At 62.2% G+C, this 23895-nt stretch carries 26 protein-coding genes, 1 tRNA gene and 1 pseudogene; 14 read left to right on the top strand and 14 right to left on the bottom strand.

Annotation, left to right across the window (positions count from 1 at the left end; translation table 11 throughout):
- Positions 1–78 precede the first annotated feature (78 nt).
- The 6 genes from J7655_RS15020 to J7655_RS14995 all read left to right on the top strand — a co-directional run bounded on the left by J7655_RS15020 (position 79) and on the right by J7655_RS14995 (position 4571).
- Positions 79–855, top strand: a complete 777-nt coding sequence (locus tag J7655_RS15020; protein WP_230925128.1) for a class II aldolase/adducin family protein — start codon at positions 79–81, stop codon at positions 853–855.
- Positions 852–1745 carry an alpha/beta fold hydrolase gene (locus J7655_RS15015; RefSeq protein WP_230925127.1) on the top strand — a complete coding sequence of 298 codons (894 nt, stop codon included), beginning with the start codon at positions 852–854 and terminating at the stop codon, positions 1743–1745. Before J7655_RS15020 ends, J7655_RS15015 begins: the two co-directional genes overlap by 4 nt.
- A complete protein-coding gene (locus J7655_RS15010; protein WP_230925126.1) occupies positions 1738–2268 on the top strand; it encodes a DUF1569 domain-containing protein in 531 nt (176 codons plus the stop codon). Before J7655_RS15015 ends, J7655_RS15010 begins: the two co-directional genes overlap by 8 nt.
- A 112-nt stretch (positions 2269–2380) precedes the next feature.
- Entirely contained in the window at positions 2381–3292 is a 912-nt protein-coding gene (locus tag J7655_RS15005) for an SDR family oxidoreductase (protein ID WP_230925125.1), read from the top strand.
- A gap of 308 nt (positions 3293–3600) precedes the next feature.
- The gene (locus tag J7655_RS15000) at positions 3601–4185 is read left to right on the top strand and encodes a DJ-1/PfpI family protein (RefSeq protein WP_230927737.1); all 585 of its coding nucleotides are present in this window, start codon (positions 3601–3603) and stop codon (positions 4183–4185) included.
- An 83-nt stretch (positions 4186–4268) separates the two neighbouring features.
- Complete coding sequence (locus tag J7655_RS14995; RefSeq protein WP_147812342.1) at positions 4269–4571, top strand: ribbon-helix-helix domain-containing protein; 303 nt, start codon at positions 4269–4271, stop codon at positions 4569–4571.
- A gap of 200 nt (positions 4572–4771) precedes the next feature.
- On the opposite strand, the gene J7655_RS14990 is transcribed toward J7655_RS14995, so the two are convergent.
- The 7 genes from J7655_RS14990 to J7655_RS14960 are packed head-to-tail and all read right to left on the bottom strand — an operon-like array spanning position 4772 to position 11156.
- Positions 4772–6250, bottom strand: a complete 1479-nt coding sequence (locus tag J7655_RS14990) for an ATP-binding protein (RefSeq protein WP_230925124.1) — start codon at positions 6248–6250, stop codon at positions 4772–4774.
- Positions 6247–6903: a response regulator gene (locus J7655_RS14985; protein WP_230925123.1), complete on the bottom strand. Its 657-nt coding sequence runs from the start codon at positions 6901–6903 to the stop codon at positions 6247–6249. Before J7655_RS14985 ends, J7655_RS14990 begins: the two co-directional genes overlap by 4 nt.
- 18 nt (positions 6904–6921) lie before the next feature.
- Complete coding sequence (locus J7655_RS14980) at positions 6922–7572, bottom strand: tetratricopeptide repeat protein (protein ID WP_230925122.1); 651 nt, start codon at positions 7570–7572, stop codon at positions 6922–6924.
- A 10-nt stretch (positions 7573–7582) separates the two neighbouring features.
- Positions 7583–8374 (bottom strand): SDR family oxidoreductase, encoded by a 792-nt coding sequence (locus J7655_RS14975; protein ID WP_230925121.1) that lies wholly within the window; start codon positions 8372–8374, stop codon positions 7583–7585.
- Between the two features lie 4 nt (positions 8375–8378).
- Positions 8379–9038 (bottom strand): iron-containing redox enzyme family protein, encoded by a 660-nt coding sequence (locus tag J7655_RS14970; protein WP_230925120.1) that lies wholly within the window; start codon positions 9036–9038, stop codon positions 8379–8381.
- Positions 9035–10483 (bottom strand): AMP-binding protein, encoded by a 1449-nt coding sequence (locus J7655_RS14965; protein WP_230925119.1) that lies wholly within the window; start codon positions 10481–10483, stop codon positions 9035–9037. The genes J7655_RS14970 and J7655_RS14965 overlap by 4 nt, the downstream gene beginning before the upstream one ends.
- A complete protein-coding gene (locus tag J7655_RS14960) occupies positions 10467–11156 on the bottom strand; it encodes a thermostable hemolysin (RefSeq protein WP_230925118.1) in 690 nt (229 codons plus the stop codon). The genes J7655_RS14965 and J7655_RS14960 overlap by 17 nt, the downstream gene beginning before the upstream one ends.
- A 298-nt stretch (positions 11157–11454) precedes the next feature.
- Here J7655_RS14960 and J7655_RS14955 point away from each other — a divergent pair.
- From J7655_RS14955 to J7655_RS14945, 3 genes and pseudogenes are all read left to right on the top strand, one after another.
- Positions 11455–13395 (top strand): annotated as a pseudogene (locus tag J7655_RS14955) (type I restriction-modification system subunit M).
- Positions 13392–14387, top strand: a complete 996-nt coding sequence (locus J7655_RS14950; RefSeq protein WP_230925117.1) for a virulence RhuM family protein/type II toxin-antitoxin system death-on-curing family toxin — start codon at positions 13392–13394, stop codon at positions 14385–14387. The pseudogene J7655_RS14955 and the gene J7655_RS14950 overlap by 4 nt, the downstream one beginning before the upstream one ends.
- Positions 14384–14578: a hypothetical protein gene (locus tag J7655_RS14945; protein WP_230925116.1), complete on the top strand. Its 195-nt coding sequence runs from the start codon at positions 14384–14386 to the stop codon at positions 14576–14578. Before J7655_RS14950 ends, J7655_RS14945 begins: the two co-directional genes overlap by 4 nt.
- A 121-nt stretch (positions 14579–14699) precedes the next feature.
- Here J7655_RS14945 and J7655_RS14940 read toward each other — a convergent pair.
- From J7655_RS14940 to J7655_RS14920, 5 genes are all read right to left on the bottom strand, one after another.
- Positions 14700–14773, bottom strand: a tRNA-Gly gene (locus J7655_RS14940).
- A gap of 73 nt (positions 14774–14846) precedes the next feature.
- Positions 14847–15734, bottom strand: coding sequence for an alpha/beta fold hydrolase (locus J7655_RS14935; protein WP_230925115.1), 888 nt, complete (start codon positions 15732–15734; stop codon positions 14847–14849).
- Between the two features lie 369 nt (positions 15735–16103).
- Entirely contained in the window at positions 16104–16796 is a 693-nt protein-coding gene (locus J7655_RS14930) for a pseudouridine synthase (RefSeq protein WP_230925114.1), read from the bottom strand.
- A 3-nt stretch (positions 16797–16799) separates the two neighbouring features.
- Positions 16800–17003, bottom strand: a complete 204-nt coding sequence (locus tag J7655_RS14925) for a cysteine-rich CWC family protein (protein WP_230925113.1) — start codon at positions 17001–17003, stop codon at positions 16800–16802.
- Complete coding sequence (locus J7655_RS14920) at positions 17003–18466, bottom strand: sensor domain-containing diguanylate cyclase (RefSeq protein WP_230925112.1); 1464 nt, start codon at positions 18464–18466, stop codon at positions 17003–17005. Before J7655_RS14920 ends, J7655_RS14925 begins: the two co-directional genes overlap by 1 nt.
- Before the next feature lie 260 nt (positions 18467–18726).
- Between J7655_RS14920 and J7655_RS14915 the strand changes: the two genes are divergently transcribed.
- A complete protein-coding gene (locus J7655_RS14915) occupies positions 18727–19167 on the top strand; it encodes a hypothetical protein (protein WP_230925111.1) in 441 nt (146 codons plus the stop codon).
- 8 nt (positions 19168–19175) lie between these two features.
- Here J7655_RS14915 and J7655_RS14910 read toward each other — a convergent pair whose 3' ends face one another.
- The gene (locus tag J7655_RS14910) at positions 19176–19433 is read right to left on the bottom strand and encodes a LysR substrate-binding domain-containing protein (protein WP_230925110.1); all 258 of its coding nucleotides are present in this window, start codon (positions 19431–19433) and stop codon (positions 19176–19178) included.
- A gap of 27 nt (positions 19434–19460) precedes the next feature.
- On the opposite strand from J7655_RS14910, the gene J7655_RS14905 reads away from it, so the two are divergent.
- From J7655_RS14905 to J7655_RS14890, 4 genes are all read left to right on the top strand, one after another.
- Positions 19461–20096: an alkyl sulfatase C-terminal domain-containing protein gene (locus J7655_RS14905; protein ID WP_230925109.1), complete on the top strand. Its 636-nt coding sequence runs from the start codon at positions 19461–19463 to the stop codon at positions 20094–20096.
- 191 nt (positions 20097–20287) lie between these two features.
- Positions 20288–20410, top strand: coding sequence for a DUF1145 domain-containing protein (locus J7655_RS14900; protein ID WP_230925108.1), 123 nt, complete (start codon positions 20288–20290; stop codon positions 20408–20410).
- Positions 20411–20590: 180 nt separating this feature from the next.
- A complete protein-coding gene (gene lapG / locus J7655_RS14895) occupies positions 20591–21298 on the top strand; it encodes a cysteine protease LapG (RefSeq protein ID WP_420850953.1) in 708 nt (235 codons plus the stop codon).
- Positions 21299–21317: 19 nt separating this feature from the next.
- Positions 21318–23258: a bifunctional diguanylate cyclase/phosphodiesterase gene (locus J7655_RS14890; RefSeq protein WP_230925106.1), complete on the top strand. Its 1941-nt coding sequence runs from the start codon at positions 21318–21320 to the stop codon at positions 23256–23258.
- Between the two features lie 274 nt (positions 23259–23532).
- On the opposite strand, the gene J7655_RS14885 is transcribed toward J7655_RS14890, so the two are convergent.
- On the bottom strand, positions 23533–23874 hold the full coding sequence (locus J7655_RS14885) for a tryptophan synthase subunit beta (RefSeq protein ID WP_230925105.1): 342 nt from the start codon (positions 23872–23874) through the stop codon (positions 23533–23535).
- Positions 23875–23895 lie beyond the last annotated feature (21 nt).

Below are 23895 nucleotides of genomic sequence, written 5' to 3'. Positions count from 1 at the left end.
TGCCAGGGCAACTAGCCTGAGTCGCGCGTCTGGCTAGACTGCGTTCACACCGACCATAACAAGATCGAGGTGATCGCCGTGACTGCTCAGCTGCAACTCCCTGCCGTGAAGAATCAGGTATCCGAAGCCGAATGGCGTACACGCATCGACCTGGCGGCCTGTTACCGGCTGATCGCACTTTACGGCTGGGATGACCTGATTTTCACCCACATCTCGGCCAAGGTGCCGGGCACGGAAGATTTCCTGATCAATCCCTATGGCCTGATGTTCCACGAGATCACGGCGTCGAGCCTGGTCAAGGTCGATCTGGCTGGCAGCAAGTTGATGGACAGCCCCTTCGATATCAACCCGGCCGGTTACACCATTCACAGTGCCGTGCATGAGGTGCGCCACGATGTCGGGTGCGTGCTGCACATTCACACGCCTGCCGGTATTGCCGTGTCGGCGCAGAAACAGGGGTTGTTGCCGCTGTCGCAGCAGTCGCTGTTCGTCCTCTCCAGTCTGGCCTACCACGGCTACGAAGGGGTGGCGCTGAACCATGACGAGAAGGCGCGGCTGCAGGCCGATCTGGGCGACAAGAACTTCATGATCCTGCCCAACCATGGATTGCTCACGGCCTTTGGCAGTATTGCCGATGCCTTCCTCGGCATGTTCACCCTGCAGCGCGCCTGCGAGATTCAGGTGATGGCGCAGAGTGGTGGCGCCGAGCTGATCCATATTCCGCAGCTGATTCTCGATGGCGCGCAGGCGATGATTGCCGGGGTGATGAAGACGCCACAGGGCATGGGCGGCTCGTTGCCATGGCCGGCGCTGCTGCGCAAGCTCGATCAACAGATGCCGGGTTACGACCAGTGAGCGAGCTGCCAGGCATCGCCCTGGACACATGGCGCGCGCAAAGCCAGACCCTGGACTTTCAGGGCCACGCCATCCGCTACTGGGTCGCCGGTAACGCCGAGGCCGAGCCGCTGCTATTGATTCACGGCTTTCCCAGCGCCAGTTGGGACTGGCATCGTCTATGGGTGCCGTTGGCCGAACGTTATCGGGTGATCGCCTGCGACCTGCTCGGTTTCGGCTACTCGGCCAAACCGCGTGGGCATGCCTACAGCCTGCTGGAACAGGCCGATTTGCAGCAGGCGCTGCTGGCGCATGTCGGTGAATCGCGCCCACTGCATGTGCTGGCCCACGATTACGGTGACAGCGTGGCGCAGGAGTTGATTGCGCGGCATCAGGAAGGGCGGCTGCAACTGGCCAGTTGTGTCTTCCTCAATGGCGGCTTGTTCCCCGAGACGCATCATCCGGTACGCGTACAGAAACTGCTGCTCGGGCCGCTTGGGCCGCTGATCGGGCGGTTGTTCTCACGACGCAAGCTGGCACAGAGTTTCGCCCGCATCTTCGGCCCGCAAACTCAGCCCAGCGAGACCGAACTGGATGCTCTGTGGCAACTGGTGGCGTACAACAACGGCCCGGCGGTGATGCATCGCCTGATTCGCTACATGCCTGAGCGGCGTCAGCAACGGCAGCGCTGGGTCAGCGCGATGCAGGCCACGACGCTGCCGATGCGGGTGATCGACGGCGCCTTCGACCCCATCTCCGGGGCGCATATGGTGGCGCGCTACCGTGAGCTGATCAGTGACCCGGATACGGTGCTGCTCGACGGCATTGGTCACTATCCGCAACTCGAAGCGCCGGCGGCGGTACTCGAACATTATCTGCAGTTTCGCAGCACAAGGAGCCTACATGCGTAGACGTACCCTGCTCAAAGGCGCAGCACTGACCGGCGCCGCCGCCCTCGGCGCCGGTTACTGGGTCTTGCCGACGGGGCCGCAGCCCGCGGTCGCCAGTCTGGAGGGGGCGCGCCAGGTGCTGGCTGACTTGCAGGGCAAGACACTACGCAGTGTGCGAGGCTGGAGCCCGAGCCAAGTGTTCAACCACTGTGCGCAGAGCATCGACTATTCCATCGACGGTTACCCCGAGCTGAAGCCCGCCTGGTTCCTCCACAGCCTCGGGCCAGCCGCATTCGCCGTATTCAGCGCGCGCGGTGCCATGCGTCATCCACTGGATGAGGTCATTCCCGGCGCGGCGCCTCTGCTTGAACCGGCCAGCCAGGCCGAGGCCTTGCAGCGCCTGCAGATGGCGTTCGAGCGTTTCGCCAGCCATGCCGGTGAATTGCAGCCGCATTTTGCCTATGGCGCCCTGAGCCATGCCGAGTACGGTCAGGCGCACGTCATGCACCTGTACAACCACCTCAGCCTGATTCGCCTCGCCTGAGGCGCGTATAAGGTCGCATTATCGCTTGTCATTCAGCGCCTGCGCGCGCCTTGTGCCGCCTGCAGGGCTGCCTGACACTCGGGGTATTCGCAATCTGCCTAGGAGCCTGTCGATGAGCGATGCCATCCGTTTCGAAGATCAAGTAGTCATAGTTACCGGTGCTGGCGGTGGTCTGGGTCGTGCCCATGCGCTGCTGTTCGCCCGCCATGGCGCCAGGGTAGTGGTCAACGACCTCGGTGGCAGCACCCATGGTGAAGGGGCCAGCGCTTCGGCGGCGGACAAGGTGGTGGAAGAGATCCGCGCCTTCGGTGGCACTGCGGTGGCCAACCATGATTCGGTGACCGATGGCGACAAGATCGTGCAGACGGCGCTGGATTATTTCGGTCGCATCGATGTACTGGTCAATAACGCCGGCATCCTGCGCGACAAGAGCTTCCACAAGATGGAGGATGCCGACTGGGATCTGGTCTACAAGGTGCACGTCGAGGGCGCCTACAAGACCACTCACGCCGCCTGGCCCCATCTGCGCGAACAGAACTTCGGCCGGGTGATCTTCACCTCGTCCACCTCCGGCATCTACGGCAACTTCGGCCAGAGCAACTACGGCATGGCCAAGCTTGGCTTGTACGGCCTGACCCGCACCCTGGCCATCGAAGGGCGCAAGAACAACATCCTGGTCAACGCCATCGCCCCGACCGGCGCCACGCGCATGACCGAAGGGTTGATCCCGCCGCAGGTGTTCGAGCAGCTCAAGCCCGAGCTGGTCAGCCCGCTGGTGGTGTACCTCGGTAGCGCCGCCTGCCAGGATACCGGCGGCTTGTACGAAGTGGGCGGTGGCTGGGTCGGCAAGGTGCGTTGGGAGCGTAGCCTCGGCGCCGGTTTCGACCCCAAGGCCGGTTTCAGCCCCGAGGATGTCGCCGCGCAGTGGCAGCGCATCTGCGATTTCGACGGCGCCGCGCACCCGGCGGACAACGTCGAGGCGCTCAGGGAAATGATGGCGAACCTGCAAAAATACGCGCTCTGAAAGCTGTCAGGCGTGGCCGGTAATAGCGCTCAGGGCAGCGTGTCGTAAGCGTCCCGCCCCAGGACGAAGTTCGGCTCTATGCCGGGCACGTTCGCGGCGGGGCGCAGGGCTGCATCGCTTCGTGCCTTCGTGTAGGAGCCCCGCCCCGGGGCGAAGCTTTTCGATTCTGCGCCGGGCATGTTCACGGCGGGGCACCGCATCCGCCGGTGCATCGACGCTTGGCTGTGGGATGAGTAGTACCCGGTTGTTACCTGTCGGAAGAAACAGCGGCGAATAATGCTGTTCGTTCCACCTTCCCTCAGGAGACGATCATGGCTGCCAAGAAGATTCTCATGCTGGTCGGCGACTACGCCGAAGACTACGAAACCATGGTGCCGTTCCAGGCGCTGCAGATGGTTGGCCACAGCGTACATGCGGTCTGCCCGGACAAGGTCAGCGGGCAGACGGTGCGCACGGCCATCCACGATTTCGAAGGCGATCAGACCTACAGCGAGAAGCCGGGGCACAACTTCGCGCTCAACTTCGATTTCGCCAAGGTGCGTGCCGAGGATTATGACGCGCTGGTGATTCCCGGTGGCCGTGCGCCGGAGTATCTGCGCCTGAATGCGCATGTCATCGCCCTGGTGAAGGCCTTCGCTGCCGCGAGTAAACCCATCGCCGCCGTTTGCCATGGAGCTCAATTGCTGGCCGCAGCCGGTGTGCTGGAAGGGCGCGAATGCAGCGCCTATCCTGCCTGTGCGCCGGAAGTGACCTTGGCTGGCGGCCAGTACGTGGACATCGCGGTGGATCAGGCGCATGTGCAGGGCAATCTGGTCACCGCGCCGGCCTGGCCCGCACACCCGGCCTGGCTGGCGGCGTTTCTCAAGGTACTCGGTACGGAAATTCATCTGTAAACCCGTAGCCCGGATGCAATCCGGGGGCGCATCATGGCCGGTGACCCCCGGATTACATGCGGGCTACGAGCAGGAGCAGAACGATGTGCGAACTCTATGTGAAGGCCGATCCCATCCTCTACGAATCGCGCTCACGCTCGCTGCGTATTCGCGGCGTGGTGACCACCTTGCGTCTGGAAAATCAGTTCTGGGACATTCTGCGCGAGATCGCTGAAGTCGACGGCATGACCACCAACCAGCTGATCACCAAGCTCTATGAGGAGGTCATGGATTTTCGCGGTGAAGTGGTCAACTTCGCTTCCTTTCTGCGCGTCAGCTGCACGCGTTACCTGGCGCAGAAGGCCGGGCGGCCGGTGCCATTACGGGTAGTTGGTGCTGCCGGCTGACTCACTGATACATCCAGAAATTCGGGTGTTCCTGCACGCTTGGCGTGCTCGCCTGCCGGACCGGTTTGGTTGGCTGGAAAAGGCGCTTGATCAGGCTCATGCGGGGTTACTCCTGTAGAGGTTATCGAACAGGGGCACATGATCGAAGAAGCGCAATTATTGATAAAGCGGATTGTTTCTATTCTTTCGATTTGCTCTGGCTATGAGTGGCTGCGCGGCAGGCGCACGCTGACTCGCAACCCGCCGAGCGGTGATTCATCGAGGGCGATGCTGCCCTGATGCAGTTCCACCACGCGCCGCACGATGGACAGCCCGAGCCCGGCGCCCTGGCCATCGCCGATGCGGAAGAAACGCTCGAACAGGCGCTCGCGCAACTCCACCGGCACACCGGGGCCACTGTCGAGCACTTGCAGTACCAGTTCCTGTGGCGTGGCCTGCAGTTGCACCTGAATGCAGCCGCCTGCCGGGGTGTATTGCACGGCATTGCTCACCAGGTTCTGCAACAGGATGCCCAGGCTGGGCGCATCCGCCGGCAGGTGGTAATCAGCTGGCTCCTGGGCGTCGAGAATCAGCTCCTGGCCACGACTGAGTGCCAGCGGTGTCAGCTCGGCCAGTTCGCCACGCAGGAAGGCCAGCAGATCCAGGTCGTCCATGTTCAGGCGAATGCCGTTGGGGTCCAGACGCGCCAGTGTCAGCAGTTGCGCCACCACTCGTGTGGCACGGTCGACACCGCTGCTCAACTGTCGCAGTGCTTCGTCGCGATCACCGGCATCCGGTGCTTCCAGCGCGTTCTGCGCATGGATACGCAACACCGCCAGGGGCGTGCGCAGCTCGTGGGCGGCATCGGCGATGAAACGTTTTTCCTGTTCCAGCAACTGCCTGACCTGCATCAACAGGCGATTGAGCGCAGCGGCCATCGGCTCCAATTCGTTGGGCAGCGGCGGAAAGACCAGCGGTGCCAAGTTGTCCGGCGCGCGGCCGCGAATGGCGTCGGCCATGCGCTTGAGTGGATACAGCCCCCAGCCGACGGTCAGCCACAGCAGCAGGCCGACGATGGGCAGGCCGATCAGCAGCGGTTGCAGGCTACGCCGGGCGATCTTGCCGATCAGCTCGCCGCGCACGTCTTCGCGCTCTCCCGCCAGTACCCAGTGATAATCGCGGCTGTCATGCAGCACGAACACGCGCCAGCGATGCTCGCCGATGCTCAGGGTGTGATAGCCGATCAGGTAGCGTGCCAGTTGTGCCAGGCGCTGCTGCATGGGTTGGTCGTTGTCCGGCAGCACCAGGCCGAGCTGGGTGATCATGTCGTTGAGCAGGCCAGGCGGAGCGCTGGCGGACTGGAACAGCAGCTCACCATCCTTGTCGAGCATCTGGAAAGCCAGCTTGCCCTCGTATTCGTGGCCGAGCAGGTTGTCCGGGTTGCGCGCGTTGTGCAGCAGCAGGGCTTCGTCGAGTACGGCCTGCATCTCGCGGCGTTCGCTGTCGCTCAGGTCGTGACGCACCAGGCCCATGAGCAGGCGCGCGGTCTGCGACAGCTGGGCGTCGAACAGCTCGCGCACTTCATGCACCGAATCGTTGTAGATCTTGTGGCTGATCAGGCCGAAGCTGCCGGCGACCAGTAGCAGCAGAAGGGCGAGCAGACGGGTGCGGATGGAGCCGAAGGTTTTCAGCACGCTCATTTGTCCACCAGATAACCGACGCCGCGCACGGTGCGGATCAGCTCCGGGAAGAATTTCTTGCGTAGGTGGTGCACGTGCACTTCCAGGGCGTTGCTTTCCACTTCCTCGTCCCAGCCATACAGCGCCTGTTGCAGCTTGTCGCGGGTCAGTACGCGGCCAGGCTGGATCAGCAATTCGTGCAGCAGGAGAAATTCCTTGCGCGGCAGGTTGATGGTCTGGCCCTGGTATTCGACCAACTGGCTGGCCGGATCGAGGCGGATGCCACGGTATTCCAGGGCCGGTTGCGGGCGCTGGAAACTGCGGCGCAGCAGAGCACGCAGGCGCGCCTTGAGTTCAGCCACGTCGAAAGGTTTGATCAGGTAGTCATCGGCGCCGGCATCGAGCCCGGCGATGCGGTCGCTGGTGGCGTCACGCGCGGTGAGCACCAGCACCGGTACCGGGTTGGCGTTGGCGCGCAACTGCTTGAGCACCTGCAGGCCATCCATGCGCGGCAGGCCGAGGTCGAGAATGGCCAGCTCGAAGCTTTCGTGGCTCAGGGCATGCAGGGCACTGGCGCCATCCTGCAGCCAGTCGACGGTGTAGCCTTCGGGTTTCAGCGCGGTGCGAATGCCTTCGCCCAGCGCCTGATCGTCTTCGACGAGAAGAATGCGCATGGTCACTCCTGTTGCGGGTTACCGGAGTTTACCTGCGACCTGCTGCAAAAGCGCCTGGGCTTCTGCACGGCGGCCCTGATCGGCCAGTTCGCGGCCGGGACGATCCTTGGCCGCCAGGGCTTTCTCCAGCGCGGCGCGGGCTTCTTCAAAGCGCTTCTGCCGTTGCAGGAAGTCGCCGTAGAAATAATTCGGATCGATGCCATTCGGGTTGATCGCCAGCGCCTGTTTGAGCATTTGCTCGGCCAGCTCGTCATCACCGAAGCCGATCGGCCAGGCGGGTACCTGGTAGTAGAGGCTGCCGAGGCTGGTGTAGGCCGAACCGTCCAGCGCTTGCGGGGCGATGGCCAGGGCTTGTTCCAGGTTTGTTTTGGCCTTCTTGACCAGACTTAATGCGCCGAGGCCACCCTTGGCGCCGGCCTGGGTGCTGAGGATGATGCCGCGCCAGATTAGCAGCTCCGGCGCTTTCGGCTCGCTGGCCAGGGCTGAATCGGCTTGCGTGACGAGCTTGGCGAAGGCTTCCTCGCGCTGTTTTTCCGGCGTCTGGTAGTTGATTTCGGCCCAGCGTGTCTGCAGTTGGTGCAACTGCACTTCGCCTCCTGCACTGAGGGCAAAGGCGGGCAGGGCGGCGAAGCCGAGTGCGGCGATGATCAGGGTACGAAACAGGTTCACGGTAATCTCCTCAGTGCTTGTGACGGGCAAAGCGTTGAATGATCGGCAACTGCTTGCGCAGGGCCTGGTCGACCACGCGCGGCAGCAGGCCGTTGAGGCGCACGAACAGGCGCTCCGGCCAGCCCAGGTGGCGTTCCTCCTGCTCGCGGCCAATGGCGTCGAGCAACTGCTCGGCGACCTGCGCGGGATCGTCCATGGCCACGCCCAGCTCATCGTTCATCGCCACCACGCTGGGGGCGTTCATCGCCGTGCGGGTGGCGCGTGGGGCGAAGTACAGGACGCGCACATGGGTGTCGGCCAGCTCGCGGCGCAGCGCTTCGGAGAAACCGCGCAGGGCGAACTTGCTGGCGCAGTAGGCAGTAAAACCGGGGTAACCGATGGCGCCGAAGGTGGAGCCGACGTTGATCACCAGCGCGCGGTGCTGGGCACGTAGCAATGGCAGCAGGCGTTGGGTCAGTTGCAGCGTGGCGGTGACGTTGAGGCCGATCAGCTCGGCGATTTGCTGTTCGTCCTGCTGGTCGAGCAGGCCGAAGCGGTTGACCCCGGCGGCGTTGATCAGGCAGTTCAGCCCGCCGAAGTTCTGTGCCGCAGCAACCAGTGCATCACGTCCGCGGCGGCTGGCGATATCGGCCTGCACCAGTTTTACGTTCTGCGGAAAGCGTTGCAGCAAAGGCTGCAGAGGCTCCAGGCGACGTCCGACCAGCAGTAGATGGGCGCCTGCGCCGGCCAGGCGCTCGGCCAGGGCCAGGCCGATACCGCCACTGGCGCCGGTAAGCAGGGCACGGCAATCCGTCGGTTGCATGACCTTACTCCTCGCCGGCAAGCGGCAGGCTGCGGAACATGTCGCCATATAGGCGGTAGACGACCTTGGCGGTGTGCACCACGGCAGCCTTGTCATCGTCGTTGTCCAGGCGGTTCATCAGCTTCTTGAAAAACTCGATGTGCTCCAGATCCAGGCTGCCGTGGGAGTTGAGATAGCTGAAGGCCTTGTTCGGCAGTTGCAGTTTGTCCTGGATGATGCCGGCGGCTTGGGTGGCCAGGGCGATGCTGGTACCTTCGAGGACGTTGACCATGCCGAAGAAGCTCACCGGGTTGTGCCGGGCGATGCGGTCATAGACGTAGGCCACCATCAGCTCGGTGGCCATGTGCGGGGTGCCATGGCGCACCGCTTCCTTGTCGGCACCGCAGGCAGCGATGTCGTTGAGCACCCACTCCTGGTGGCCGGTTTCTTCCTCGATGTACTCGGCGATAGCCTCGCGCAGCCATTCCAGGCGCTCCGGCAGGCGTGCGCCGCAGGCCATCAGCAGCGGTACGGTGTGCTTGACGTGGTGGTAGGCCTCGGTGAGGAAGGCGATGTAGCTGTGCAAGGCGACCTGGCCGGTCATGGCCTGCTGGATGATCGGGGCGCCGAGCAGGTAGTTGCGTTCGGCTTGGGTCTGGGCCAGCAGGGATTCGTAGAAGCTCATGCGTGTACTCCTTCTGCCATCAACGCTTCGATGGCGGCTTGGTAATGATTGAACAGGGCAGTGCGGCGCAGGCGGCCGTTGGCCGTGGCCAGGTCGTTGCTCGCGTTGAAGGGGGCATCGGCGCGCAGCCAGTGGTGCACGCGGGCGTAGTCCGGCAGGCCGTGATTGACGGCGTCCACCGCTGCCTGCAACTGCGCGTCAGGGGTATTGGGGTAGCGCGGCACCAGCACCGCGACGTTGGCCGGCAGCGCCTCGCCGTGCAGCCAGGCCTGGGCGATGGGCAACTGCTGCACCAGCTCGGACTCGACCCATTCCGGGTTGACGTTACGCCCGTAGGCGGTGATGAACTGATGCTTCTTGCGCCCGTGCAGCACCAGGAAACCGTCCTCGAAATGGCCGAGGTCGCCGGTGCGCAACCATTCGCCTTGTGGCGCCGGGTCGCCGATGTAACCGAGCATGCGCGCCCCCTTGACCTGCACTTCGCCATCGTCAGCCAGCATGACCTGCAGATGACCGAGCGGCTTGCCGGTGCTGCCGATACGGCGCTGCTCGGGGGTGTTCATGCACACCACCGAGGCGCACTCGGACAGCCCGTAACCCTCGAAGATCGGCAGCCCCAGCGCATCGGCGCGCTGCAGCAACTGGGCGGAGACGCGCCCGCCACCGACGGCGACGAAGCGCAGCGAGCCCGGCACCGGCAGTTTGCGTTCGGCCGCGCTGACCAGCGCCAGCAGCAATTGCGGCAGCAGGATCAAGCTGTTCGGCTGGGCGGCTTGCAACGCCTGCAGAAAGCGCATCAGGTCGAAGCCACTGGCGCCGCTCAGGCCGATCTGCGCCATGGGCATCAGCTCCACCCGTGCGCCGGCCAGCAGCGGCGCGTAGACGCCGGCAATGTTCTCCAGCAGGGTCGCCAGCGGCAGGATGCACAGATGGCGCTCAACGTTGCGGCTGGCGCTGGCCTTGACCAGGCTGTCGGCCACAGCCAGTTGCGTGGCCAGATCCAGGCACACGCCCTTGGGCTGGCCGGTGGTGCCGGAGGTGTAGGTGATCTTGCAGGTGCCGTGATGCAGCGCTGCTGGCTGCGCCACGCTACGCCGGTGAATGTCACCCTCGACGCTGGCGAAGCCGGGGGCGCCGGCGCCGATCAGGCAGTCGATGCCGGCACTGTCGAGCACATGGCGCTGCTGCTCAGCGGAGAAGAACCCCGGCACCGACACACAGACCAGGCCGGCCTGCAGCGCGGCCAGATCCCACAGCACCCAGTCGATGCCGTTATCCAGCGCCAGTGCCACGCGCTGAGCGCCCAGCTCGCGCAGATGGCGGCTGCGGTTGGCCACGGCTACCAGCAGGTCGTCGTAGGTCAGCTCACGGCCATTTTCGGCCAACGCTGTGCGTGACCCGAAGGTGGCCAGACGGGCGAAAAAGGCTTCAGCTACAGGCCACATCGGGCATGTCCTCCAGGGCATACAGCGGTTGATGGCCCAGGCGTGGGTATACCCCCATCTGCAGCAGGCGTTGATGGCCGCCATGGATATCGCCGGCCATTACCCAGGGGCGGCTGTTGTAGTAACGGCCCCAGTCGGCCAGCTCTTCGCCCATACGCGCCGGCTCGGCTTCACCCAGGGCGATGGGCGCCAGGCCCAGACGCTGGAAGCTGTTGAGCAGCGTCGCTGTGCCGGTGAAGGTGACCCAGCGAAAGCCCAGGGCTACCAGCAAGTCGGTCAGGGCGACGATCAGCAGGCGTGCGGCGCCGGGGCTGTCAGCGGCCAGATTGCCCACTTCCACCAGCTCGTCACGGCCAGGCTCGGTGTGGCCGAGGCGTGCGCCGATGGCGTTCTGGATCGGCTCGTCCAGGTAACGTTCGAGAAACAGCGGCCCGCTGCCGGCACTGCGCACGCCTACAGCGCCGAGCAACTGCCCGGCCTGGTTTTCCAGGCTGAACAGACAAGGCATGAAGTGACGGATGCGTGCGCCGTGCTGCTGCTCGAAGCGCTGGCGGACGAACTGCTCCAGCGCCGCGCGTCGTGCGCTGCCGGGGGACGCCAGGTGGAGTTGATAAGTCTCGCCGCGCCCGATACGGGCAACGGGACGATCATGATGCGCCCAGGGTAGTTCCATGCTCGGAACCTCGGTGATTGGCCTGGGGGCGATTCTGGGAGGGCTGGCTTAACGCTGTATTAAGATGTTGCAGAATGTTTCAGGCGTTGCGCTGTCGCGGCTAAAGCCCCTCCCACAGTCCGTATGGCAACGGGCGCCAGCGTTCAGGCCCAGCGCCTGTAGGAGGCGCTTTAGCGGCGAGCTGTTCTATCGCGGCTGAAGCCGCTCCGCTCTGACACTGGCCCATGAGCGGGTGAGCGGGTAAGGTTCGCCATCGTTAGAAACACCTCGCAGGCAGGCGCGCAAGGCGCCTGGCGGCATTCGCTCAAGGAATACACGCGTGAACCAGCAAAACCTCGCCGACTTCATCTGGAACGTGGCCGACGTGCTGCGCGGCGATTTCAGACAATCCATCTATGGCGCATCATCCTGCCCTTTACCTTGCTGCGTCGTTTGGAGTGTGTGCTGGAACCAACCCGTAACGCGGTGCGTGCCCAGCATCAGGCGATGAAATCCAGCAGCGTTGATCTGGATCTGATCCTGCCCGCCACGGCCAAGGCCACCTTCTACAATGTCTCGCAATTCGACCTGGCCACCCTTGGCGCCACCGATACCCGCGCCAACCTCGAAGACTACATCGCCAAGTTTTCCGCCAACGCCCGCCAGGTGTTCGAGCACTTCGCCTTTTCCGACTGGCTGGTGCAGCTCGACAAGGCCAAGTTGTTGTATCTGGTCACGCAGAAGTTCGCTGCCATCGACCTGCACCCGGAGGTGCTGAGCAACCACGAAATGGGCCTGGTGTTCGAGCATCTGATCCGCAAGTTCGCCGAATCCGCCAACGACACCGCCGGGGAGTTCTTCACCCCGCGTGACGTGGTGCGCCTGACCACCACCCTGGTATTCGCCCCGGATCACCGCGCCCTCAACCAGGAAGGCGCGGTGCGCACCGTGTATGACTGCGCAGCCGGTACGGGCGGTTTTCTGTCGTCGGCCATCGAGCTGGTCAAGGACGAATGGAAGGCTCCGGCGCGCATCGTGCTTACGCCCAGGAGCTGAACCCGGAAACCTACGCCATCTCCGTAGCGGACAAACTCATCCAGGGCTTCGAGACCAAGAACATCAAGCTCGGCAACACCCTGTCCAACGACCTGCTACCCGCCGAGCGCTTCGACTACTGCCTGGCCAACCCGCCGTTCGGTGTGAAGTGGGAGAAGGTACAACCGCAGGTGCAGGCCGAGCACAACCAGCATGGTTTCTACGGGCGCTTCGGCCCCGGCCTGCCGCGTGTGGGCGATGGCTCGCTGCTGTTTCTCATGCACTTGCTGTCCAAGCGCAAACCGCCGGAAGAGGGCGGCACGCGCATTGGCATCGTGCTGTCCGGCTCGCCGCTGTTCAACGGCGGCGCCGGCTCGGGCGAGTCGGAGATTCGCCGCTGGATCCTGGAGAACGACTGGCTGGAGGCGATCATCGCCCTGCCCAATGACCTGTTCTACAACACCGGCATCGGCACCTATGTCTGGGTGCTGTCCAACCACAAGGACGAACTGCGCAAAGGTAAGGTGCAACTGATCGACGCCACCGCCATGCACGCGCCCATGCGCAAGAGCCTGGGCAACAAGCGCAAGTACCTGTCCAAGCGCAGATCGCCGAGATCGCCAAGCTGCACGAAGCCTGCGAGCAGGGCGCCCAGTCGAAAATCTTCGCCACCAGCGACTTCGGTTATCGCCGCATCACTGTCGAGCGCCCGCTGCGCCTGCGCTTTAGCGTCACCGCCGAAAAGCTTGCCGCCTACCGCGAGGCCAAGGGCGCCGACCAGATCGACGCCTTCGCCAGCGTGAGCGGCGAGTTCGATAACTTGCCGGCTTTTCTCAAGGCCGCAGGCATCACGAAACTTGGCAAGGGCGCGCTGAAAGCCGCACTGGCCTGCTTCGGCGAGCGTGACCCCAGCGCCCAGCCGATGCTCGATGACAAGGGCAAGCCGCAGCCCGACCCCGACCTGCGCGAGTTCGAGAACGTGCCGCTTAAGGAAAACATCGACGACTACTTCGCCCGTGAAGTTCTGCCCCACGTGCCCGACGCCTGGATCGACACCGGCAAGCTCGACCCCAAGGACGGCCAAGTAGGCATTGTCGGCTACGAGATCAACTTTAACCGCTACTTCTACGTCTACCAGCCACCACGCCCGCTGGCTGAGATCGACGCCGACCTCAAGGCCGTGGAGGCCGAGATCGCCGCGCTGCTGGGTGAGGTTACGGCGTGAGTGAAATTCTGATCTACCAGGCAGACAACCATCCGGTCGAGGTGAGACTGGAGGGCGAAACCGTGTGGCTTAGTCAGCGGCAACTGGCTGAATTGCTGGACACCACCACAGATAACATCAGCCTGCATCTGAAGAACATCTACAGCGACGGTGAGTTGGATGAGGCGGCAACTACCGAGGAAAGCTCGGTAGTTCAGCAGGAAGGTAAGCGTCGAGTGACGCGCCAACTGCGGCTTTATAATCTGGACGCCATCATATCGGTGGCCTATCGGGTCAACTCCAAGCGCGGTGTGCAGTTTCGCCAATGGGCCACGCGTATTCTGCGTGAACACCTGAGCCGGGGTTACACGCTCAACCAGCAGCGCTTCGAGAGCAATGCCCGTGAGCTTGAAGCGGCGTTGCTGATGGTGCGTCAGCTCAGCAGCAACCCACACCTGACGGCCGAGGCGGGGCGAGGCTTGGCGGATATCGTCAGCCGCTATGCGCAAACCTTTTTGCTGCTGCAGCGCTATGACGAAGGCCTGCTGAGCGAGCCAGAGGTGCAAGCCGGTGGCCTGCTGCCCACGGCGGAACAAGCGCGCACGGCCTTGGCTGGGCTAAAGGCCAACTTGCAGGCGCGGGGTGAGGCCACTGACTTGTTCGCCCGTGAGCGGGGCGATGGGCTGGCGGCCTTGCTGGGCAACCTCGATCAGAGCGCATTCGGTGAGCCGGTATACCCCAGTATCGAGGCCAAGGCGGCGCACCTGCTGTACTTCGTCATCAAGAACCACCCGTTCGCTGACGGCAACAAACGCAGCGGCGCCTTCCTGTTCGTCGATTTTCTGCACCGCAATGGTCGCCTGCTGGACGCCACAGGCCAGCCGGTGATCAACGATATCGGCCTGGCTGCGTTGGCGCTGCTGGTGGCTGAGTCCGACCCCAAGCAAAAGGACACGCTGATTCGTCTGATCATGAACATGCTGGCCGGCCCGGCGGCAGGAGCAACGCTATGAGCCATTACAAGCCGTACCCGGACTATAAGGATTCCGGGGTGGAGTGGTTGGGGCGGGTGCCGGAGCATTGGGTGAGCAAGAAGCTTGGCAATAAGTTGCTCGTTCTGCTCAGTGCTGGACATTTATGCCTCCTTGCGTTGATCTTGGCTTTTGTTTTGACAAAAAGGGGGCAGATTTATTTTCCTGTCTAACGCCTTTCTCGCCTGATTTCAAAGCGCCATCTTTCCCGGCCCAAACCCTTGCGGTCAAGCCCTTCAAACGCCAGAAACGAAAAAGCCCCGTCAGTTATGACGGGGCTTTTGCTTGGCTGTCTGGAGCGGGTGATGGGAATCGAACCCACGGCTCTAGCTTGGGAAGCTAGGGTATTACCATTATACGACACCCGCAGTGGGTGCCTTTATACCGGAAGCGGCGGCGGAAATGAAGCGCAAAGCGCATTCGCTTTGCGCTCGGTGCCCGTCATACCGCCATCGCCTGCAGTTCGCGCAGGTCGCCTTTGGCGGGCAGTTGCAGGCGTTTGCTGGGGGCGTTGAAGAAGTCCAGCAGCACGCGCTGGGTCTGTAGCCAGGCTGCTTTGTGTTCCATGTCGAGGAAGTGGCCGGCGTCGTCGATCACAGCGAACTGGGCGTGGTCGATGTGCTGGGCGAATAGGCAGGCATCTTCCACCGAGGTGTACTCGTCGCGCTCGCCGTTGACGAACAGCAGCGGGACGTCGATGGCTTGCAGGCATTCCATGCGGCAGTGCGCTTCCATGCTTAGCACCTGTTTGATGTGGGCGTACATCTGCCGGTATTCGTGTTCGTCCAGGGTACTGACGTGCTTGTGGTTGAAGCGTTTGAACAGCGACGGCAGGTGTTTGCCGATGGTGCTGTTGACCAGCAGGGCGATGTTGTCGCGATCCACTGCGTTCAAAAAGCGCAGGCCTTTGTGCAGGTAGTCGAGCATCGGCACGTTGAGGATCGGCGAGAAGGAGCAGATGGCAGCCTTCTCCAGCGTCGCCGGGCGCTGGGCCAGGGCGAGCATGGAGGCGACGCCGCCCCAGGAGAAGGACATCAGGTAGTTGGCGCTGTAGTGGTCGATCAGGTGCAGCAGGATCGCCGCTTCGTCTTCTTTGGTGATCGGCGTGAAGTCCGTGTTGTGTGGCTTGGACTGGCCGGCATAGGGCAGGTCGAAGGCCACCACGTTGAATTGTGGTTGCAGGTATTTGACCGATTGCGCGAACGAGGCGGTGGTCGCCAGGGAACCATTGACCAGGATGATGGTCTTGCTTGCGGCCGGGTTGCTGTAGAACTCCGTGTGTACCTTGTGCTTCCTGTTGATCTCGACGACTGCGGTTTCTGGCCTCATGTCGTTTCCTCCTGGCGCAAGTGAGCGTGGCGAGCGGGCGACCGTTCGCGCTGGATTGAGCAGTTAGAAAAGCGCCTGAGCGTGACAGCATGATGTCAGGCTGGAGATTTTTATAAGTATAGGAATTTCAATCAGTTAGGATCGAAACAGGCGAGCGCTCCAGGCTTTTCAGGGCCATGGAGAGGGCGGTGTTACCAGGCAGGAATCCAGTCGGCGCAGGGCGCCAGCAACTGTTAAAAGCACTTCGCTGTCTTTCTTTGACCGTATGGTCATCTGAAGACTTGTGGTTCGATTCAAGCAGCTACCTTGCAGCTGCGCAAGGGTAAGTCACATCTTTATCGCGCTTTATGGCTGCCGTTGGTCGGCTCGTCAGACGCTGTCGATTTCCGCATCCGTCAGGGCACGGTACTGGCCGGGGGCGAGCTGTGGGTCGAGGACGATATCGCCCATGCGCTCGCGGTGTAGGGCGACGACGCGGTTGCGGAAGTGGCCGAACATGCGTTTGACCTGATGGTAGCGACCCTCGAACAGGGTCAGGCGGGCGTGGTGGCTGCTCAGTACGTCGAGCTGGGCGGGCAGGGTGGTCAGATCCTCGAAGGCGAAGTACAGGCCTCGGGCGAAGACTTCGGCGTATTCGGCGGTGATCGGCTGTTCGGTGGTGACGTAGTAGACCTTGGGCTTGCGCTGCTGCGGCTGGGTGATGCGCCGCGACCAGCGCCCGTCGTTGGTGATCAGCAGCAGGCCACTGGTGTTCAGGTCGAGGCGCCCGGCCAGGTGCAGATCATGTTTGTCCGGCTCGTCGAGCAGATCGAGGACGGTGCGGTGCGCGTCATGCTCGGTGGCGCTGACCACGCCGACGGGTTTATGCAGCATCCAGTAGCGCGCGCTGCGCCCGGCTTGCAGCAGCTCGTCGTCCAGCTCCACGCGCTGGAAGTCGCGCACCTCATGGCGTGGGTCGTACACCACGGTGCCGTCCACGCGCAGGCGGCCGGCGCTGATCAGCAGGCGGCTGTCCTGGCGGCTGAAGCGCGGGAAGTTGCTGAGGAAGCGATCCAGGCGCATGGCTTAGTCGTGCTCATCGCGTTTGGCGCTTTCAACGGCACCCGCGCAGGCCGGGCACAGGCAGGCGTGGTTGCGTTGTTCGGGCGTCAGGCGCTGCAGCGCGGCAGGGTCAATCTGCGTGGTGAAGCACCAGCAGGGTTCCTCACGTCCGGCTGCGACGCTGCATTGGTTGCTCTTGCCGCACAGCGGGCAGAGTTGCCTGTCCATCAGAGATCGAGGCAGACGCGGTCGCGCCCACCCTGCTTGGCGCGATACAGCGCACGGTCGGTGCGGCCGAGCAGGGTATGCAAGCTCTCGCCGACGTGCCATTGGCTGAGGCCGAGGCTGACGGTGACCTGCAGGCTTTGGCCATCGACGGTATAACGCTGTTCGGCACAGTGCTGACGTAGTTTCTCGGCGAGATCGTAGGCGGCTTGGCGGTCGCTATTCTTCAGCAGCAGGATGAATTCCTCGCCCCCCCAGCGGCAGAGAATGTCAGACTGTCGCAGTGTGTCACGCAGTTGCCGGGCGAAGCGGCGCAGCACGTCGTCGCCAGCTAGGTGGCCGTGCTGGTCGTTGATCTGTTTGAAATTGTCCAGGTCGAGCAGCACTGCGCACAGTGGGCTGCTGTCGCGTTGCGCTTCCTGCAGCGCCTGTTCGGCGAGGATGTCGAAGCCGCGACGGTTTGGCAGTTCGGTGAGGCTGTCGGTGGTGGCCAGCATGGCGATGCGTTGCTGGTAGCGGCGCAGCACCAGTCCCACCAGGGTCAGGACGATAGCGGTGACCAGCAGGCACAGCAGCAGGTTGATATAGAGCCCCTGACGGATGCCGGCCAAGGCCTTGTCCTGCTTGTCGACGAACAGATACCACTCCAGTTCGGGGATGTAGCGCACGTGAAGAAAGTGCTCGCGGCCCTGTTCCTGGTATTCGAAGCGGCCGCTCTGTGGCGTTGGAAGCTTTTCCATCAAGCCGTTAAGCCCCGGCACATCGGCCAGCGATTCGCCCACCTTGGTACCCAGCGGGCCACCTTGGGCGCCGGTCAGGGTGATGCGGCCCTCAGTGTCGACGAAGTAGACACTGCGTTCATAACGCTGCTGGTATTCATCGATCAGCTTGACCACCGCGTCGACGGCCAGGCCCACGCCGGTGGCGCCGATGAATGTGCCTTCGTAGTCGTGCATCTTGTAGTTGATGAAGATGGTCAGGCGGTCGGCGTTGGCCATGTCGACGTCGACGTTGATCTCGTAAGGCTCCTGCAGCTCGCGAACACGGTAGTACCAGATGTCGCGTTCCTCGTCTGGCTTGACCTGCTTGAGTACACCCTTGGCCTGGTAGTAGGTGCTGGTCTTGTCGGAGACGAAGAAGCTGGTGAAAGCACCGTAGTGCTCCTGCACTTCGCGCAGGTAGCGGGTGATCTGGGCGTTGTCCCGTTCGCCGGCCAGCACCCAGTCACGCAGGAAGGTGTCGCGGGCCATCATCGAGGAGATGAGGATGGGGCGTACCATGTCCTTCTGGATTTCCGAGTAGACGGTATCGGAAGTCAGTGGCAATTCGGTGTTGATGATGCTGTCGCGGATCGAGTCCCGCGAGGCGTAGTAACTCAGCAGGGAGGTGGTGAGAAAGCCACTGCCGAGCAGGAACAGGAGCAACAGTAACAGCGACGCTTGCGAGTGCCGGTTGGGGCGGGGCATGGGTGAATCCGGAGATCGGGCTGATGGCGTGATGCTAGCTTGCTGGCAGGGGTAAGCGCCAGTTGTGATCACAGTTTGTGTATTGTTCCGCGGGCCGCGATCGTGAAGTCACTGTCCGTGGGAGCGCTGGGCTGCGGTGCTGGCAACAGCCGACGAAGTGAATCGCACTAGTTCTACACCGCGTTGTCTGACGCTTCAGGGATTACCGTCCCGGAGGCCGACATCGGTCGGCGTCGCCCCAGCGGTCACAGGAGGCCGCCATGCCCTACAAGATGCTGTTTTCCGTTTTGCTCTTGCTGCTTTCCGGCTGCGCCGTTTACGGCGGTGGCTTCGACCGCAGTTATCACAACGGCCAGTCCTATCGTTACTACGATGGTTATCGGCGTGACTACTACGCACCACCTGTCTACGTGACGCCTCGCTATTACTATGATGATCGCCGTCACCAGTACCACCAGGCTCCTCCGCGCTATGTGCCGGCGCCGCCGCCGCGTCAACATTACGGCCATGAACAGCGTTATCGCGACGGCTACAAGCGTCACGAACAACCACGACATGACTATCGCCGCGACCAGCGTCGCCATGAGCACCGCAGTGGACAGATCCAGCGCGGTTGGGAGGGCGGGCGTAACACGCAGCAGCGTTTTTCCAATGGGCATCGTTATAACGAGCAGCGCCGCAGTGGCGAACGGCGCTGGTAAACGGCTCTTCAGTCCTCCGCGCGCTCGCCGCGCGGTGTTTCTTCATCCACCCGCCTGATCGCTTCGACCATTGCCTGCGCAGCTGGTGACAGGCTGTGCCCGGCACGACTCACCAGGCCATAGGCCGAATGCTGATGCAGGTTCTGAGGCAGCAGGCTGAGTTGGCCGCTGTGTACCTCGTCTGCAATTACGTCCCAGGGCGCCATGCTCAGTACGTCGCTGTCGGCTACCAGGCACTTGAGCACCAGAAAATTGTCGCACTGCACGCTCAGGGGCTGCGCGCGACCGCTGGCTTGGCCCAGGCTGCGTTCTACTACGCCGGTAATGCCTATCTCAAGGGAGATTACCAGTGGGCCGCCGAGCTGGCCGGCTATGCGATCCGCGTTGACCATGAGGACAAGCTGGCGCGTGAGATCAAGGCGCGCAGCTTCCGTAAGCTTGGCTACGCCAGCATGAACATCAACTGGCGCAACTGGTACCTGATGAGTGCCATGGAGCTGGAAGGCAAGCTGGATGGCGATGGCATCCGTCAACGTTCGATGGAGATGCGCAAGGTGTTCCTATCGCCGGATATGGTGCGCAGCTTCACGCCGCAGAGTTTCCTGCAGAACTGGGTTACCCGTATTGATCCGGAGAAGGCCGCCGAGGTGGAGCTGACCCTGGGCTTCAGCTTCCCGGACTTGGACGAACAATGGGCGCTGGAGGTTCGTCGCGGCGTGGCGCAGTTGCATCGGGACATTCCCGAGGGCACGGGCTTGCGGCTGTCGATGGACAAGCGCTTCATGGAAACCTTGCTGACCGGCGAAGGCGTTCTGGTCAAGGGCGCGCTGCTGGGAGACGTGAAAGTCGATGGCAACTTGCTGGAGATTCGTCGTTTTCTCAGTTGCTTCGATTTCGCCGACGAAGCGTTTGGCTTAATGTTGCGCTAGCCAGTTCTGCGGACTCGCCCCTGTAGGAGCGCCGCCCCGGCGCGAAGCGATTGCGGCCTTTCAGTGATATTAGCGTTGTTCACAACATTCACCGCGGGGCACGTTTCCTGCGGATTGGGATCGCAGACAGGCGAAAGGGAGGCATACGTCGTGCGGTGCGTCCCACTCAAGGCTCATCCGACCGGAGGAACATGATGAACCTGCTGTCTTTCGCCAAAGGTGTCCTGGCCATGTTCTGGCTGGTGGCGCTGCTCAATCTGTTCTATCTCTTTGCAACGCGCTCGGAGGCTGGGTCAACTGGTCGGCCCTGCTGATTCTGCTGGCGCACATCGTCGCACTGCTGCTGTTTTGCTCGCGTCTTCAGAATGTGCCAGGGCTGTGGTGGCGGCGCCTGCATGTATTGCTCTTTGGCATGTTGTACCTGCAACGATTGTGCTGAACCCAAGTTAGATAGTGGCCTTTGGCGATTGCCTTTTGCTCCGAAGCCCCTCAGCATGCGGGCCACTAGATGTAGGAACTCACCCACTGTGCCGCCGATTGTTCGTCACTTGCTATTCGGGCTGTCGCTTGCCTTGCTAGCAGGCAGTGCAGTCCTGTTTGCAGGCGCGCCGGATGTCTGGGATTTTGAGCTGATCGGCAAGCGTGCCGAGCAGCTCTATGGTCCTTCTCATGAGGCGCAGCGCCGCATGAGTGACTGGCAGCGCTTGCTCAAGGAGCAGGGCGATGCGGACGAAGCAGAAAAACTCAAAGCCGTTAACCTCTTTTTCAACCTGCGCCTGCGCTTTCGCGATGATCGAGAGCTATGGGGTGTAGAGGATTACTGGGCGACACCGGTCGAGGCCCTGTATCGCGGGGCGGGTGACTGCGAAGAATTTGCCATCGCCAAATATTTCAGCCTGCGTCAGCTTGGTCTGCCCAGCGAAAAGCTGCGCATCACCTACGTCAAAGCCGTGCGTCTCAACCAGGCGCATATGGTGCTCACCTATTACCCTCACCCGTCCGCGACTCCGCTGGTTCTCGACAATCTGATCGATGCGATCGAGCCAGCCAGCCAGCGTACTGATCTTGTGCCCGTATACGCCTTCAATGCCGAAGGGCTATGGCTGCCGGGTAGCGGTGGTGGCAAGCAGGTCGGCGACAGCAAGCGGCTGTCGCGCTGGCAGGATCTATTGAGGAAAATGCGCGCCGAAGGTTTCCCTTGAGGCGATGAAGGAGCTATCGATGTCATTGTTCAAGCAGTTGTTCATCGCGATCTGCCTGCTGATGCTGGTCAACTTCGCGGGCAGCTTTCTGGTCGGCGTGGAGAGCTCGCGGGAGCAGCAGGTCAGTCAGTTGCGTTCGCACGCACAGGATGCAGCGACCGCGCTGGGGTTATCGCTTGGGACGCATATCGAAGATCCAGCCATGGTCGAATTGATGGTCAGCTCCATCTTCGATAGCGGCTACTTCGAGAGTATTCGGGTCATCGACCAGGTCAGCGGCGACGTGACGGTCGAGCGTAGCGGGGTGCCGGTGTCAGGTGTGGCGCCGCAGTGGTTTATCCGTCTTGTAGGTTTGCAACCTGCCGTTGGCGAGGCGTATGTCAGCGATGGCTGGCGTCAGGCCGCTCGAGTGGAAGTGGTCAGCCATCCGTTGTTCGCCATTGGCAAACTGTGGCAGGGCGCGTTGGGTAGCCTGCTCTGGTTGGCGCTCAGCAGTGTGCTCTGCGTCGTGTTGGGCGGTCTTTTTCTCAAGCGTCAGCTACGCCCGTTGGACTATATGGTCGAGCAGTCCAAGGCCATCGCTCGCCGCGAGTTTCTCAGCTTGCCGCAGTTGCCGAAAACACCGGAGTTTCGCCGTGTCGTCAGCGCGATGAATCAGATGGTGGAAAAGCTCAAGGCACTCTTTGCCGAGGAGGCCGCGCGTAGCGAAAAACTGCGTGATGAGGCCTATAAGGATGCGCTGACCGGCCTGGCCAATCGGCGTCATTTTGATATGCAACTGCATAACCGTCTGGGCGGTGAGGATCTGACCAGCAGTGGCTATCTGTTCCTGCTGCAACTGCATGACCTGGCGGTTTTGAACCAATCCCTTGGCGGCCAGCGTACCGATCAATTGCTGGTCGAGGTTGCCGAGCAGTTGCAAACACTGTCTCAAGGGCGCTATCCACTGGCTCGTAATCGCGGCGGCGAGTTCGCCTTGCTCGGCTTGGGTTTGCAGCGGGAAGAGGCCGAACAGGTGGCAGGGCAAGTGCTTCAGGCCCTGGAGCATTTACGGCAGACGTTGTCTGCTGATTGCGATTTGTCCGCGTATGTCGGTATCACGCCCTTTGCCCCTGGCGATTCGCTATCCGGTCTCTACCAAGGGCTTGATCAGGCGCTTACGGTGGCCATGAGTTCTGGGCCTAACAGCTGGGCGTTCAGCACTCAGCAGGGCGGCCCGGTGCTGGCCGACCAGACCCGGCACTGGCACCAGTTGCTGGATGAGGCCCTGACGCAGCGGTGCTTCCAGCTCTATTTCCAGCCGGTTCTCAAAGCCGGTAGCACGCACGAAGTCTGGCACCACAAGGTATTGGCTCGGCTGCCAGATGCCAATGGCGAGCTATTGCCGGCAAGCGTCTTGCTGCCATGGTTGGAGCGCTTTGGCTGGATGGCCAGGTTGGATCTGAGCATGCTGGAGCAAGCTTTCGATCATCTGCGACAGCATCGCCATCCCATCGCCGTCAGTATCTCCAGTCATCTTCTGCGCGATAACCAGCTGCTGGAGCAACTCTATCGTGTGCTGGAGCAGAACAAGGAACTGGCGGGTTTTCTCACTCTGGAGCTCGATGAAGATCAGTTGCCAGCGCAGAGTCAGCTCGAGTCGATGGCCGAGCGCCTGCATGCACTGGGCTTTGGTCTGGCGCTCCAGCACTTTGGTGGGCGCTTCAGCATGATCGGTAACCTCGCCAGGCTGGGACTGAATTACCTCAAGGTCGACGGCAGCTATATCCGGGCCATTGATCAGGAAAACGACAAGAAGCTGTTCATCGAAGCGATGCAACGCGCAGCGAGCAGCATCGACTTGCCGTTGATTGCCGAACGGGTGGAGAGCGAAGGGGAGTGGCGAGTGCTGAGCACCATGGGCATTGCTGGTGTTCAGGGTCGCCTGTTCGGCGAACCGGCGCCATGGCGGCAGGCGTAAGGTGTGTCTACGGTGCCGCAGTAGGATCCGCCGTGCGCACAGAAAAAACAGCGCCCAGGGCAATCGCGCTATGCGTTGTTGTGCGAAAAAACTCGATGAAAAGCGCTGAGGCTGAACGAAGTAGCCAGGCTCGACAGATTCGTAGGGCGGGTGCAACCCGTCAGAGGCTATTGGCGGGTTTCCACCCGCCCTACCGATGCAGTGTCCTTACCATCCTCGGCTCCTTGAGCGAACCCTCTCCCGACGCTTGACTGACAGGCATCCGGCTACGGCTTCAAATCAATCCTGCATCATCGTCGTCATTGATCAGCCTGTTCAGGCCGCCCAGAGCATCACGTGCCTTGCTCCGTCCAATGAGCTTGGCCTGTGCTGCTTCCGGCAGATCGGTAATCCGTAGCAAACCTTTATCGATCAGAGTGCTGATCAAATCCTCCAGCACCCGAACCATGTCCTGGTCGCTCTGGCGTAATTGCGCCAGGCTACTCTCGACCTCCTGATTGGCGAACCAGGCCTGTGCCTCCTGGCTATCAGCCGCTAGCTCGCCGTCCATATCTTCGAAAGGAGTCGGCTCGACCCGGAGCAGATTGCCTGTGGGGTCGCGTTTTATGTAGAGCATCGGTGGGAATCCTCGACCAAA

This window comes from Pseudomonas wenzhouensis (genome assembly GCF_021029445.1).
Classification (GTDB): domain Bacteria; phylum Pseudomonadota; class Gammaproteobacteria; order Pseudomonadales; family Pseudomonadaceae; genus Aquipseudomonas; species Aquipseudomonas wenzhouensis.
The sequence above is the reverse complement of the archived record's forward strand: the minus strand, read 5'-3'. Positions and strand labels throughout refer to the sequence as shown.